The organism is Massilia sp. Root418, assembly GCF_001425265.1.
Lineage (GTDB): Bacteria > Pseudomonadota > Gammaproteobacteria > Burkholderiales > Burkholderiaceae_D > Rugamonas.
The window spans coordinates 821879-835899 of the sequence record NZ_LMEC01000011.1; the positions used below are offsets into that span (position 1 = coordinate 821879).

Annotated in this window: 10 protein-coding genes; 8 read left to right on the top strand and 2 right to left on the bottom strand. The window is 68.7% G+C overall.

Annotated features, from left to right (window positions below; all coding sequences use genetic code 11):
• Positions 1-107: 107 nt before the first annotated feature.
• The gene (locus ASC94_RS11125) at positions 108-944 is read left to right on the top strand and encodes an HDOD domain-containing protein (RefSeq protein ID WP_056394358.1); all 837 of its coding nucleotides are present in this window, start codon (positions 108-110) and stop codon (positions 942-944) included.
• On the opposite strand, the gene ASC94_RS11130 is transcribed toward ASC94_RS11125, so the two are convergent.
• Positions 941-1408, bottom strand: coding sequence for a DUF29 domain-containing protein (locus ASC94_RS11130; RefSeq protein WP_056394359.1), 468 nt, complete (start codon positions 1406-1408; stop codon positions 941-943). The genes ASC94_RS11125 and ASC94_RS11130 overlap by 4 nt on opposite strands.
• A 103-nt stretch (positions 1409-1511) precedes the next feature.
• Positions 1512-2018 carry a GAF domain-containing protein gene (locus ASC94_RS11135; protein WP_056394360.1) on the bottom strand — a complete coding sequence of 169 codons (507 nt, stop codon included), beginning with the start codon at positions 2016-2018 and terminating at the stop codon, positions 1512-1514.
• Positions 2019-2146: 128 nt separating this feature from the next.
• On the opposite strand from ASC94_RS11135, the gene ASC94_RS11140 reads away from it, so the two are divergent.
• The 7 genes from ASC94_RS11140 to pdeM all read left to right on the top strand — a co-directional run bounded on the left by ASC94_RS11140 (position 2147) and on the right by pdeM (position 13924).
• Entirely contained in the window at positions 2147-3277 is a 1131-nt protein-coding gene (locus tag ASC94_RS11140; RefSeq protein ID WP_056394362.1) for a hybrid sensor histidine kinase/response regulator, read from the top strand.
• Entirely contained in the window at positions 3274-6195 is a 2922-nt protein-coding gene (locus ASC94_RS11145) for a PAS domain S-box protein (RefSeq protein ID WP_056394364.1), read from the top strand. The genes ASC94_RS11140 and ASC94_RS11145 overlap by 4 nt, the downstream gene beginning before the upstream one ends.
• Positions 6196-6292: 97 nt before the next feature.
• Entirely contained in the window at positions 6293-7789 is a 1497-nt protein-coding gene (locus ASC94_RS11150; RefSeq protein WP_056394366.1) for an ATP-dependent DNA helicase RecQ, read from the top strand.
• A gap of 88 nt (positions 7790-7877) precedes the next feature.
• Positions 7878-8936 carry a ligase-associated DNA damage response exonuclease gene (locus ASC94_RS11155; protein ID WP_056395027.1) on the top strand — a complete coding sequence of 353 codons (1059 nt, stop codon included), beginning with the start codon at positions 7878-7880 and terminating at the stop codon, positions 8934-8936.
• On the top strand, positions 8929-10593 hold the full coding sequence (locus ASC94_RS11160) for an ATP-dependent DNA ligase (protein ID WP_056394370.1): 1665 nt from the start codon (positions 8929-8931) through the stop codon (positions 10591-10593). Before ASC94_RS11155 ends, ASC94_RS11160 begins: the two co-directional genes overlap by 8 nt.
• A gap of 161 nt (positions 10594-10754) precedes the next feature.
• Entirely contained in the window at positions 10755-13223 is a 2469-nt protein-coding gene (locus ASC94_RS11165) for a ligase-associated DNA damage response DEXH box helicase (protein ID WP_056395029.1), read from the top strand.
• Entirely contained in the window at positions 13220-13924 is a 705-nt protein-coding gene (gene pdeM / locus ASC94_RS11170; protein ID WP_056394372.1) for a ligase-associated DNA damage response endonuclease PdeM, read from the top strand. The genes ASC94_RS11165 and pdeM overlap by 4 nt, the downstream gene beginning before the upstream one ends.
• Positions 13925-14021: the final 97 nt, after the last annotated feature.

Here is a 14021-nt window from a genome sequence, read left to right on the forward strand (position 1 = left end):
CCTCCTTCACTGCAGACTTGCACCTTACTCCCGCGCCGCATGCTGTGGTGTGACTTTGGTCGAACGGATGCTGCGCCGCAGCGCCCCCACCCCTGTATAATTTATGGATGGAAAAACTCAGAGATTACGCCCAGATCGTCGCCGAAGCACGGCGCGGCCAGCTGGTGTTTCCCACCAGCGTGAACGCGGCCCTGCAGTTGCAGCAGGCGCTGGCCGATCCCGACTGCCACGTGGAAGACGCGATCCGCAAGGTGCTGGCCGAGCCGGTGCTGGCGGCGCGTGCGGTGGCGCTGGCGAATTCCGCAGTGTTCAGCCGCCTGGGCGGTCCGGTGGTGACCAGCGCGCGCGGCGCGGTGGTGAGGGTGGGATACCGTAATCTCTATTCGCTGGCGGCCGCCATGGTGGTGCGCCAGTTCGGCGCGCGCATCCGTGATCCGCAGCTGCGCTACCAGGCGGACCAGTTGTGGAAGCATTGCGCGCACGTGGCCTCGCTGGCGCATCTGCTGGGCCGGCATTTGACGCGGGTCGACCCGGATACGGCGCTGTTTGCCGGCATCATGCATGAAGTTGGCGGCTTTTACCTGTTGTCGCGGGCGGATGACCTGCCGGGGCTGCTGGAAGATCCGGACGCCAGCATCGGTGCGCTGCACGAGATCGTTACGCGCGAACTGCTGTCCAAGCTGCTGGTGCCGGAGCCGGTGGCGGTGGCGATCGCTTCGCTGCGCGGCGGCGCCATCTCGATTCCGCCTAGCGGCCTGCGCGACACGCTGCTGCTGGCCAAGCGCCTGGCGCCCCTGCGTTCGCCGCTGCCGCTGGCCGACGACGCGGTGCTGGCGCGCGCCGCAGCGGTGGACGCCTACCTGGTCGGCAACACCCAGATTGACGAGATCCTGCTCGAATCGGCCGAAGAAGCCCGCTCCATGAGCGCCGCGCTGCTGGTTTAAGCCCAGGCCTCGCCCTGCAGAATCTGCTGGGTCGCATACGGGCAGGCTGCCGGGAAGGTCGATGCCGGCAAGCCGGTTTGCTTGACCGCTTCGTATACCGCATCAGGATAGACCCGCTCTATCATGCTTTGCAATTCACGCCGCAAGCAGGGGCTGTCCGCCAGAATGAGCGCGATTTTGCGGCGCTGTTCCCTGACGGTGGCACTCCAGCTGCGCGTACGGCGTACTGGCTGGAAATCAATCTTCAGCATGTGCATGATGATTTTCTCCAGCCGGCTGTGGAGACTGCGGCGCTCGCGTCTGGTCATGGCAGATAGCTCGTCGAGAAGATTTTCCTTGTCGAGAAGTTCATAGCTGCCTGCGCACAGGAACTCCACCTGGGCATCCAGCCACAGGACGAAATCATCGTCGTAGGCTGGCGCGGTGGGCGTTTGGTCTTGGCAAGCGTGTTGAGATTTAGGCATCGCGGCACCTCCACAAACCACGTTAGCAGCGCGGCAGGGGAAGTCCAGCGGAATCAGACGGGCGCATGTGCAATATCAAGCAGTGTGCGCCGGGGAAGCAAAATCAGCCGGGCAGGGCGGCTTCGAGCAGGCGGACCAGGGACTGGATGCCTTCGGAATCCACCTCGTCGAAGCGGTTCGGCAGCGGGCTGTCCAGGTCGAACACGCCGTAGGTGGCGCCGTGCGCGAAGACCGGCACCACCAGCTCGGAACGCGAATTGACGTCGCACGCGATATGGCCCGGGAAGGCATGCACGTCCGCCACCACGATGGGTTCGCCCTTTTCCACCGTGGTGCCGCATACCCCGCGGCCCTTCTTGATGCGGATGCAGGCTGGCTTGCCCTGGAACGGCCCCAGTACCAGCTCATCGCCTTTGAGGAAGTAGAAACCGGCCCAGTTCAGGCCCGGCATGGTGTTGAACACCAGCGAACTGAAGTTGGCGGTGTTGGCGATCACGTCGGTTTCGCCTGCCAGCAGGCCTTGCAGCTGGGAACGCAGATCGGCGTACATGGCGCGCTTGGCTTCCGGCGTGTCGGTGCTGTAGGCGGCGTCGCTGATGGTAAAAGTCATGATGAACGGAAATTAAATGGCTGAGGACCGTATCTTACGCCGCAGCCGCGATGTTTGCCCAACCATGCGCGGGGATGCGGGATTAATTGGTAATATGGAATACATTTGACCAACCGAAGACTGCCGTTGTGACTGCCGCTATCAATATCCTTGTCGTGGATGACATCCAGCAAAACCTGGCGGCAGTGGAAGCCTTGCTGGCGCGGCCCGGCATCCGCCTGCTCAAGGCGGCTTCGGGCGCCGAGGCGCTGGAGCTGCTGCTGGTGCACGAGGTGGCGCTGGCGCTGATCGACGTGCAGATGCCGAACATGGACGGCTTCGAGCTGGCCGAGCTGATACGGGGCAGCGAGCGCACCCGCGGCATCCCGCTGATCTTCCTCACCGCCGCCACGCGCGAGCCAAGCTACAGCTTCCGCGGCTACGAAGCGGGCGCGGTGGATTTCATGTACAAGCCCATCGACGGCCAGGCCCTGGTCAGCAAAGTCAAGGTGTTTGTCGAGCTGTACCAGCAGAAGCAGCAGCTCTCGGCGCAATTGCAGGAACTGCAGCGCGCGCTGCACCTGAACGAATTGTTTACCGCCGTGTTGGGGCACGACCTGCGCACCCCGCTGTCGGTGGTGATGAATGGCGCCATGCTGCTGCCGATGATGACGGACCACCCCAAGGTGGCAGTCACCGCGCAGCGCATCCAGAGCAGCGCGCGGCGCATGGCACACATGGTGGACCAGTTGCTGGACCTGGCGCGCATCCGCTCCGGCGACATGCCGCTGCGCCTGGCGCGCGCCGATTACGCCGAGCTGTGCCGCGCCATTGCCGAGGAGTTCCAGGCCGGCGAGCAGGCGCAGCGCATCGATATCGGTGTCCAGGGCGACCCGGCCGGCCAGTGCGACGCCGGCATGGTGTCGCAGATCCTGTCCAATCTGCTGGGCAATGCCTTGCTGCACGGCGAGGCGGGCCAGCGGGTGCAGGTCACCGTGCACGGCCATGCCGCCGAGCAAATCACAGTCATTGTGGCCAACCGCGGCGTGATCCCGGCGCCGCAGCTGGCCTGCCTGTTCGAGCCCTACCAGCAGGGCTGCGACAGCCGCAAGACCGGCCAGGGACTGGGCCTGGGCCTGTACACGGCGCGCATGTTTGCGCGCGCCCACGGCGGCGACATTGCTGTACAGTCCAACACTGAGCAGGGCACGGTGTTTGCCATGACCCTGCCGCGCCAGCCCCAGGCGCCGTCCAGCACGCAGGAGAAGCAGTCCGCATGAATTCGCCCAGCTACCAGTTCCCAGGCCAGCCGCCGCAGGGCTACCGGCCGCACGGCGGCGGCGCAACCGGCCAGCTGGTGCGCGATTTCGACTGGGGGGCCACTGCCATCGGCCCCATGGACAACTGGACGCCGGCCCTGCGCACCACGGTCGACATCCTGCTCAACACGCCGGTCGCCATGGTGCTGATGTGGGGCGCGGAACAGGTGATGATCTATAACGACGCCTACGCCGTCATTGCCGGCGCCCGCCACCCGGCCATCCTGGGCGGCACCGTGCCGGACTCCTGGCCGGAAATCCGCGACTGGAACCGCGAGATCCTGGCAGCCGGTTTCCGGGGCGAGGTGCGCAGCGTGCGCGAAGCGCCGATGACCTTGCTGCGCAACGGCGCGCCCGAGCAGGTCTGGTTCGATATGTATTACACCCCGGTGCGCGACAGCTGCGGTGACGTCGGCGGCGTGCTGTGCACCGTCAGCGACGTGACGCAGCAGGTGCAGCAGCGCCTGCAGCTCGAACGCGACAAGGCCGCCAGCGCCGCCACCGAGGAGCGCCTGCGCATTGCGCAGGAGGCCGGCGGCATCGGCAGCTTCGAGTGGTTCCCGGCCAGCGGCGAGATGATCGTTTCGGCCACCTTCCGCCGCCTGTGGGGCCTGGACGACGAGCAGCCGGTGACGGCCGAATACCTGGTCACCCTGGTCGACGAGCGCGACCGCACCGTGCTCGGCCCCGAGCGCATGGCCCAGCTCAACCCGCTGTCCTACACCGAGTACCGCGTGCGCCGTCCGGACACGGGCGAGCTGCGCTGGCTGGCGCGCCAGGGCGAAGCGATGGAAGGGCCCACGCCCGAGCAGCGCCGCTACGTCGGCGTGACCTTCGATATTACCCTGCGCAAGCAGATGGAGCAGGCGCTGCGCGCCAGCCAGGACCGGCTGGCCGCCATTTTCGGCCAGGCCTCGGTGGGCTTGTCCGAGCTGGACCTGAGCGGACGCTTCCGCCGTGTCAACGGCGCGCTGTGCCAGATGCTGGGGCGCAGCGAGGAGGCCTTGCTGGGCCTGCACATGGACGACATCATCCACCCGCACGACATGGCGGAAAACCGGGCCCGCGTGGCCCGCTTGCTGGCCAGCGGCGTGCCGTTCACCCTGGAAAAGCGCTACCAGAAACCGGACGGCGACTGGGTCTGGATTTCCAGCAGCATGAGCCGGCTCGACGATGAGGCCGGCCAGCCGCTGGCGCTGATCGCGGTCAAGACCGACATTACCGAGCGGCGCCGCATCGAAGTGGCGCTGCGCGACCTGAACGATACCCTGGAGCAGCGCGTGGGCCGCGAAATCGCCGAGCGCGACAAGGCCGAAGAAGCGTTGCGCCAGTCGCAGAAAATGGAGGCGGTGGGGCAGCTGACCGGCGGCGTGGCGCACGACTTCAACAACGTGCTGCAAATTATCTACGGCAATCTGCACCTGCTGCAGCAGGAGGTGCCGGAAGCGGGCCAGGCCCGCCAGCGCCTGGCCATGGCGATCGCGGCGGTTGAACGCGGCGCCAAGCTGTCGTCGCAGCTGCTGGCCTTCGCGCGCCGCCAGCCGCTGCAGCCGGTGGTGTCCAACCTGGGCCGCCTGCTTGAGAATATGGACGAGCTGCTGCGCCGCACCCTGGGCGAGACGGTGGAGGTGGCCACCGTGATCGGCAGCGGCCTGTGGAACACGCTGGTGGACCCGGGCCAGATCGAGAACGTGGTGCTGAACCTGGCCATCAACGCGCGCGACGCCATGCCCGGCGGCGGCAAGCTCACCATCGAAGTCGGCAATGCCGTGCTGGACGAGTACTACGTGAACAACCTGCTGGACGTGCCGTCCGGCCAGTACGTGATGCTGTCGGTCACCGACACCGGCACCGGCATGGCGCCGGAAGTGCTGCGGCGCGCCTTCGAGCCGTTCTTCACCACCAAGCCGGAAGGCGAGGGCACCGGGCTGGGCCTGTCGATGGCCTACGGCTTCGTCAAGCAGAGCCGGGGCCACATCAAGATCTACAGCGAGCCGGGCGAAGGCACCAGCGTGAAGATTTACCTGCCGCGCTCGCTCACCGACGAAACCCAGGAACTGCCAGGCCTGAGCGGCCCGGCGGTGGGCGGCGACGAAACCGTGCTGGTGGTGGAGGACGACCCCGGCGTGCGCGCCGTGGTGCTCGACATGCTGGGCGGCCTGGGCTACCGCGTGCTGCAGGCCGAGAACGGCGAGCAGGCGCTGACCGTGCTCGAACGCGAACCGGTCGACCTGCTGTTTACCGACGTGGTGATGCCGGGCGCCTTGCGCAGCCCGGACCTGGCGCGCGCCGCGCGCGGCATCCAGCCCGACATTGCCGTGCTGTTTACCTCAGGCTACCCGCAGAACGCCATCGTGCACGGCGGCCGCCTGGACGCCGGCCTGGAGCTGCTGAGCAAGCCTTACCGCCGCGACGAGCTGGCCCGCAAGCTGCGCCATGTGTTCAACAACCGCAGCCAGGAACTGCTGGCGCGCCAGCGCAAGCAGGAGCAGGCCAACGACCTGCTGCCGCCGCCGCCCGCCATCGCGCGCAACAGCTCGCTGCGCATCCTGGTGGTGGAAGACAATCTCGACTCGCAGCAGATGGTGTGCGAGCTGATCGGCATGCTGGGCCACACGGTCAGCGGCGTGTGCGACGGCGAGCGCGCCTGGGAGCTGCTGCAGGCGCAGCAGTTCGACATCCTGTTTACCGACATCAGCCTGCCCGGCATGTCCGGCATCGACCTGGCGCGGCGCGCGCTGGCGGCCGGCCAGCGCACCCGCATCATCTTCTCCACCGGCTACGGCAAGGAAGCGCTGGAGCAGCTGGAGTTCCAGGCCAGCGTGCTGCGCAAGCCCTACGACCTGATGGAACTGAAGGCCGCCCTCGACGATTCGTAGCGCACTCGTAGTTCTCCTACGGCCACGGTAGGCTTGCTCCTATGGCGCTGGCTTGCTCCGGCAGCTACAGTGCTGGTATCGACAGGAGACGGTGCCTATGGTTACCAGCAGTAAGACCGCCGCGCAGAGAAAGCGCGCAATCAAGGCCGCAGCCGCGCGCACGCGGCTGATCGGCCGCCTGCTGCGCCGGGTGTTCGGCGTGGAACAGCTGCGCCCCGGCCAGCGCGAGGTGATCGACAGCGTGCTGGAAGGCCGCGACACCCTGGCCGTCATGCCCACCGGCAGCGGCAAATCGCTGTGCTACCAGATTCCCGCCTCGATTTTGCCCGGCACCACCGTGGTGGTCTCGCCGCTGATCTCGCTGATGCAGGACCAGCTGGACAAACTGGAAGAGATCGGCATCCGCGCCGCGCAGGTCAATAGCAGCCTGCCGCGCGAGGAGGAACTGGAGGCGCTGGCCAGCATCCGCGCGCGCAGCAGCGACATCGTGTTCTGCACGCCAGAGCGCCTGGCCACGCCGGAATTCCTGGCGCTGCTGAAGGCCACCGACATCGACCTGCTGGTGATCGACGAAGCGCATTGCGTGTCCCAGTGGGGCCACGACTTCCGCCCGGCCTACCTGGAAATCGGCGCGGCGGTGAAGGCGCTGGGCCGCCCGCCCGTGCTGGCGCTGACCGCCACCGCCACCAGCGAAGTGGTGGAGGACCTGGCTGCGCAGCTGGGCGTGAAGAAGCTGAACGTCATCAACACCGGCATTTACCGACCCAATCTGCACTACAGCGTGGTGCAGATCACCAATCCGGACGAGAAGCTGGAGCAGGCCCTGGCGCTGGTGCAGCGCGCGCAGGGTTCGGGCATTGTCTACACCGCCACCGTGAAGGCGGCCGAGGAACTGCATGCGGTGCTGGAGGAGGCCGGCGTGAGCGTGGCGCTGTACCATGGGCGGCTGCCGGCGCAGCAGCGCCGGGAAAGCCAGGAGCAATTCATGAGCGGCGAGCGGCGCGTGATGGTGGCCACCAACGCCTTCGGCATGGGTATCGACAAGGCCGACGTGCGCTTCGTGCTGCACCTGCAGGTGCCGGCCAGCCTGGAGGCCTATTACCAGGAGTCCGGCCGCGCGGGGCGCGACGGCGAGGCGGCCGACTGCACGCTGCTGTACTTCCAGGACGATAAGCGCCTGCAGCAGTTCTTCCTCGTCAAGAGCCACCAGCAGAGCGAGAAGCAGCAGCGCGACCGCGAGGCGCTGGAGCTGATGGTGGGCTACGCGCAGAGCGGCTACTGCCGCTGGAAGCTGCTGCTTGACTATTTCGGCGACAGCGCACCCGGCTTCGAGCACTGCGGCTGCTGCGACAACTGCGTGGCGCCGCCGCAGGTGGCGCTGGAACCGGGCGAGGACTTCGCTGCCGCCGCGGAGCAGCAGGCGCAGGCGGCGCAAGCGGCGCCCGCCGAACCGCACCTGGCCGTGGGCAGCCGCGTCAAGGTGCCCAAGTTCGACGTGGGCACCGTGCTGTCGGTGGCAGGCGACCGCGTCACCATTGAGTTTCCCGAGAACACCACCAAGACTTTCATGGCCGAGTTCGTGGAGCCCGTATAGCCTTGCTATGTGCGGGAGCGGACAGAAAAGCCGCTAAATGCGTCGCTACAATGGCGTCATTCCGTTACAGGAGCGACGCATGTCCGTGATGACAGATATGGTGGTAGTCCGCAAGGAAGGCTTGTACTGCGTGCCGGGCGATTTTTACATCGACCCCTGGCGGCCGGTGGCCCGCGCCGTCATCACGCACGCGCACTCCGACCATGCCCGCTACGGGCACGGCCACTACCTGTCGGCCAGCGCCGGCGTCAACATCCTCAAGTCGCGCCTCGGCGCCATCAATATCCAGGGCCTGGAATACGGCACCCAGGTGGTGCACAACGGCGTGCACATTTCGCTGCATCCTGCCGGGCACGTGCTCGGTTCGGCGCAGGTGCGCATGGAGCACCGCGGCGAGGTGTGGGTGGCGTCCGGCGACTACAAGGTGGAGGCCGACGCCACCTGCGCGCCGTTCGAGCCGGTGCGCTGCGACACCTTCATCACCGAGTCCACCTTTGGCCTGCCGATCTACCGCTGGCAGCCGCAGGAGGAAGTCTATGCCGACATCAACGCCTGGTGGGCACGCAACGCGGAGCAGGGCCGCGCCAGCGTGCTGCTGGGCTACTCCTTCGGCAAGGCGCAGCGCATGCTGAGCGGGCTCGATCCTGCCATCGGCACCATCATCTGCCATGGCGCGGTGGAACCGCTGAACCGGGTCTACCGCGAGGCCGGCGTGGCGCTGCCGGCAACGCAGATGGTGACCGAGGTGGCCAAGGCCGATATCCGCCGCTCCATCGTGCTGGCGCCGCCGTCGGCGGCCGGCTCGCCGTGGATCAAGCGCTTCGGCGACTACAGCGACGCCTTCGCCAGCGGCTGGATGCTGCTGCGCGGCGCGCGCCGGCGGCGCGGCGTGGACCGCGGCTTCGTGCTGTCGGACCATGCCGACTGGCCGGGGCTGATGTCCGCCATCAAGGCCACCGGCGCGCAGCGCGTGATCGTCACGCACGGCTCGATCCCGGTGATGGTGCGCTGGCTGCGCCAGAACGGTCTCGACGCCAGCGCCTTCGACACCGAGTACGGCGACGACGAGGCCGAGGACCTGGGAGCGCCGGCGGCACCCGCGCCGGAACCGACGCCGGCGGCAGGCGCGGAGGCCCCGCATGCGTGAATTCGCCCGCCTGTTTGCCGAACTGGACGAGACCACCGCCACCAGCCGCAAGCTGGAGGCGCTGCAGTCCTATTTCAGCAGCGCGGCACCCGAGAACGCGGCGTGGGCGGTGTATTTCCTGGCAGGCGGCAAGCCGCGCCAGGCGGTGCCGGTCAAGCTGCTGCGGCAGTACGCCACCGAGTTCGCGGGGCTGGACGAGTGGCTGTTCGACGAGTGCTACCACGCGGTGGGCGACCTGGCCGAAACCATCGCCCACATCCTGCCCGCGCCGCGCCGGCGCAGCGACGTGGGCCTGGCGGTATGGGTGGAGCAGCGCATCGCGCCCTTGCGCGGCGCGGCGCCCGAGACCGTGCGCGCGGCGCTGTTCAGTTACTGGGATGAGCTGGAGACGCGCGAGCGCTTCCTGCTGGCCAAGCTGATCGGCGGCGGCTTCCGCGTCGGCGTCTCGCGCCTGCTGGTCACGCGCGCGCTGAGCGCCATCGCATCGGTGGACAGCAAGCTGATTGCGCAGCGGCTGATGGGCTGGACCGATGGCCGCGTCAGCCCCACGGCGCAGGGCTTTTTGCAGCTGGTGAGCGCACAGTCGGCGGACGAGCATGCGCAGCGCGGCGGCCAGCCCTATCCCTTCTTCCTGGCGCACCAGCTGCAGGCGGCGCCGGAGTCGCTGGGCGCGCTGCAGGACTGGCAGGTGGAATGGAAGTACGACGGCATGCGCGCGCAGCTGGTGAGCCGGGAAGGCAGGAACTGGCTGTGGTCGCGCGGCGAGGACCTGATCACGGACCGCTTCCCCGAGCTGGCTGCGCTGCGCCTGCCTGAGGGCACCGTGATCGACGGCGAAATCCTGATCTGGCGCGCCGGCGCCGGCACCGCCACGCCCGAGCCGGCGCCGGCAGCCTTCGCCGAGCTGCAAAAGCGCATCACGCGCAAGACCGTGTCCGCCAGGATGCAGGGCGAACTGCCGGCGGTGCTGGTGGCCTACGATCTGCTGGAGCTGGACGGCGCCGACCTGCGCGGCCGCCAGCAGCGCGAGCGGCGCGCGCTGCTGGAGCAGCTGGTGGACCGGCTGGCGCTGCCGCAGCTGCGCCTGTCGCCGCTGGTGCACGCGGCCAGCTGGGAAGAACTGGCGGCTATGCGCGCCGAGTCGCGCGCGCGCGGCGTGGAAGGGCTGATGCTCAAGGCCGCCTCGGCGCAGTATGGCGTGGGCCGCACCAAGGACATGGGCACGTGGTGGAAGTGGAAGATCGATCCTTATTCGGTGGACGCGGTGCTGATCTACGCGCAGGCCGGCCACGGGCGCCGCGCCTCGCTCTACACCGACTATACCTTCGCCGTGTGGGACGGCGAGGGCGGCGCGGAGGGCGAGCGCCAGCTGGTGCCGTTTGCGAAAGCGTATTCCGGACTGACGGACGCGGAGATTGCGCAGGTGGACAGCGCGATCCGACGCACCACCATAGAAAAATTCGGGCCGGTGCGCAGCGTCAAGCCCAGCATGGTGTTCGAGATCGGCTTCGAGGGCATTGCACTGTCGCCGCGCCACAAGTCCGGCATCGCCGTGCGCTTCCCGCGCATCCTGCGCCGCCGCGACGACAAGACCATCGACGACGCGGACACGCTGGAAACGCTCAAGGGCCTGCTCGGCGGCAGCGGCGCCGCATGAACGCGCCGCGCCCGCGCCGCCTGCCGCCGCGCCGCGTCCCGCCCAACACCTCCGCCGTGGCCTCGCCGGGAGCAAGCGCCGTCCCGGAGGCGAGTGCCGCCGTGCAGCCAGGCGCCGCCGTGCGGACAGGCGCCCCCGCCAAGGCCAGCGTGCCTGCGCCGATGGAGGTGGACGCCTGGTTTGCGCAGCGCGGCTGGAGCGTGTTCCCGTTCCAGCGCGAGGTCTGGCGCGCCGCGCTGGCGGGTGAATCGGGCCTGCTGCATGCGACCACCGGCGCCGGCAAGACCTACGCAGTCTGGTTCGCCGCCCTGCAGCGCGCCGCTGCCAGGCGCGCTGCCGCCAGCGCGCAGCAGCGCCGCAAGACCGGCCTGCGGGTGCTGTGGATCACCCCCATGCGCGCGCTGGCGGCCGATACGCTGCGCGCGCTGCAAGCGTCCGCCGCCGACCTGGCCCCCGGCTGGGAGATCGACGCGCGCACCGGCGACACCACCTCCAGCCAGCGCGCGCGCCAGGCCCGGCGCCTGCCGGATGCCCTGGTCACCACGCCCGAGAGTCTGACGCTCATGCTCAGCAAGCCCGACGCCGCCGAGCAGTTCGCCCTGCTGGACATGGTGGTGATCGACGAATGGCACGAACTGATGGGCAACAAGCGCGGCGTGCAGACCCAGCTCGCGCTGGCCCGCCTGCGGCTGTGGAACCCCGGCCTGCTGGTGTGGGGGCTGTCCGCCACGCTGGGCAATCTGCAGCGCGCCAGGGACGTGCTGCTGGGCGAAGGGCGGGGCGCCATTGTCGAAGGCCATCTGCGCAAAGACCTCGTCATCGATACCCTGCTGCCGGAGCACCCCTCGCGCTTCCCCTGGGCCGGCCACCTTGGCATCCAGATGCTGCAGCCGGTGATCGCCGAGATCGAGCGGCACGCCACCACGCTGGTGTTCACCAACACGCGCTCGCAGGCGGAGCTGTGGTACCAGAACCTGCTGGACGCCCGGCCCGACTGGGCCGGCCTGATTGCCCTGCACCACGGCTCGCTGGACCGCGACGTGCGCGAATGGGTGGAGCAGGGCCTGAAGAGCGGCGCACTGAAAGCCGTGGTGTGCACTTCCAGCCTGGACCTGGGCGTGGACTTCCTGCCGGTGGAGCGCGTGCTGCAGATCGGCAGCGCGAAAGGCGTGGCGCGGCTGCTGCAGCGGGCGGGCCGCTCGGGCCATGCGCCGGGGCGCGCTTCGCGCGTGACGCTGGTGCCCACGCACAGCCTGGAGCTGCTGGAGGCGGCCGGCGCCAAGCAGGCCGTGGCGGAGCGCCACATCGAACCGCGCGCCGCGCCGGACAAGCCGCTTGACGTGCTGGTGCAGCACCTGGTCACCGTGGCGGCGGGCGGCGGCTTCCGCTCGGCGGCCCTGCTGGCGGAAGTGCGCAGCGCCTGGTCCTACCGCGCGCTGACGGACCAGGAATGGCAGTGGGCGCTGGACTTCGTGGCGCACGGCGGCCAGAGCCTGACGGTCTACCCCGAGTACCGCCGCGTGCTGCCGGACGAGCAGGGCGTGTACCGCGTGCCCGACGCCGCCATCGCGCGCCGCCACCGCATGGGCATCGGCACCATCGTGTCCGAAGCGAGCATCCAGGTGAAGTTCCTGAGCGGCGGCCGCATCGGCACCGTGGAGGAAGCGTTCATCTCGCGGCTGCACAAGGGCGACCATTTCCTGTTCGGCGGCCGCATCCTCGAATTCGTGCGCGTCCACGAAATGACGGCCTACGTCAAGCGCGCCACCGGCGGCAAAGGGGCGGTGCCGCGCTGGCAGGGCGGCAAGATGCCGCTCTCGTCCGAGCTGGCGCACGCCGTGCTGGAGCAGATGCGGCGCGCCACGCTGGGGCAGTACGAAGGCCCGGAGATGCAGGCCGTGCGTCCGCTGCTGGAAGTGCAGCAGCGCTGGTCCGCGCTGCCCACGCCGGCGCGCACCGTGGTCGAGACCATGCACAGCCGCGAGGGCCGGCACCTGTTCATTTATCCCTTTGCCGGGCGCGCGGTGCACATCGGCCTGGCCTCGCTGCTGGCCTGGCGCATGGCGCGCCTGCAGCCGGCCACGTTTTCCATCGCCGTCAATGATTACGGCTTTGAACTGCTGGCGCCGGACGGCGCCGGCGCGCCCGACTGGCAGGCCGTGTTCAGCGCCGCCGAGGGCCGCGACACGCCGCTGTTCGGCGCCGACCATCTGCTGGAGGACGTGTTGGCCAGCCTGAACGCCACCGAGCTCTCGCAGCGCCGCTTCCGCGAGATAGCACGCATCGCCGGGCTGGTGTTCCAGGGCTATCCCGGCCAGCCGAAAAGCGCGCGCCAGTTGCAGGCGTCGTCCTCGCTGTTCTTCGAAGTGTTCCGCAAACACGATGCCGGCAACCTGCTGCTCACGCAAGCGCAGCGCGAGGTGCTGGAACAGGAGCTGGAGCTGCAGCGGCTGCGCGCCACCTTGCAGGAACTGCAGGCGCGCAGCGTGTCCTTCCACGCGATCGCGCGCGCCACGCCGCTCGGCTTCGCGCTGATGGTGGAGCGCTTCCGCGAAAAGCTCACCACCGAGAAGCTGTCGGACCGCGTGGCGCGCATGCTGCGCGAACTGGAAAAGGCGGCCGGGCCATGAGCGCGGCGATCGCCGGCGCATGCGTCACCGAGCTGGCCGGCGAGCAGGTGCTGCTGCTGGCGCAGAAGGCCTTGTACTGGCCGCGCCAGCGCCTGCTGGCAGTGGCCGACATCCACTTCGGCAAGGCTGCTTCGTTCCGCGCGCTGGGCGTGCCGGTGCCGCGCGGGACCACGGCGGAAAACCTGGCCTTGCTGGACCAGCTGCTGCACGCGCTCGACGTGCACCACGTGGTGTTCCTGGGCGACTTCCTGCATGCGCGCGCGGCGCACGCGCCCGCCACGCTGGCGCAGCTGACGCAATGGCGCGCGCGCTGGCGGGCCGAGCGGCCCGCGCTGCGCCTGACGCTGGTGCGCGGCAACCACGACCTGCACGCGGGCGATCCGCCGCCGGCGCTGGGCATCGCGGCGGTGGGCGAACCCTATCTGCTGGCGCCGTTCGCGTTCTGCCACCACCCCGACCTGGCAGGCGCGGCCGGCCCGCACTACGTGCTGGCGGGCCATGTGCATCCGGTGTTCCACCTGGTGGCCAGGCGCGACGCGCTGCGCCTGCCTTGTTTCCTGCTAGGTGCGCAGCGCGCCGTGCTGCCATCGTTCGGCGCCTTTACCGGCGGGTACGCCGTGCGGCCGGCAGCGGGCGAGCGGCTTTACCTGGTGGCCGGCGACGTGGTGCTGGCGCACGCAAACTTGACCGTTGGAAGGTAAGAAAAACTCAGTCACGAAATGCGGGACAGTTCCTACAGGGTGTCCTGCATGCGTCCTATGGGCGGTCCCAATCCCTTGCACTACCATGAGTTTCCCT

Coding starts and splice junctions, on each gene's coding strand:
- ASC94_RS11125 (WP_056394358.1), top strand. CDS start 108: ATGGAAAAACTCAGAGATTACGCCCAGATCGTCGCCGAAGCACGGCGC.
- ASC94_RS11130 (WP_056394359.1), bottom strand. CDS start 1,408: ATGCCTAAATCTCAACACGCTTGCCAAGACCAAACGCCCACCGCGCCA.
- ASC94_RS11135 (WP_056394360.1), bottom strand. CDS start 2,018: ATGACTTTTACCATCAGCGACGCCGCCTACAGCACCGACACGCCGGAA.
- ASC94_RS11145 (WP_056394364.1), top strand. CDS start 3,274: ATGAATTCGCCCAGCTACCAGTTCCCAGGCCAGCCGCCGCAGGGCTAC.
- ASC94_RS11150 (WP_056394366.1), top strand. CDS start 6,293: ATGGTTACCAGCAGTAAGACCGCCGCGCAGAGAAAGCGCGCAATCAAG.
- ASC94_RS11155 (WP_056395027.1), top strand. CDS start 7,878: ATGACAGATATGGTGGTAGTCCGCAAGGAAGGCTTGTACTGCGTGCCG.
- ASC94_RS11160 (WP_056394370.1), top strand. CDS start 8,929: ATGCGTGAATTCGCCCGCCTGTTTGCCGAACTGGACGAGACCACCGCC.
- ASC94_RS11165 (WP_056395029.1), top strand. CDS start 10,755: ATGGAGGTGGACGCCTGGTTTGCGCAGCGCGGCTGGAGCGTGTTCCCG.
- pdeM (WP_056394372.1), top strand. CDS start 13,220: ATGAGCGCGGCGATCGCCGGCGCATGCGTCACCGAGCTGGCCGGCGAG.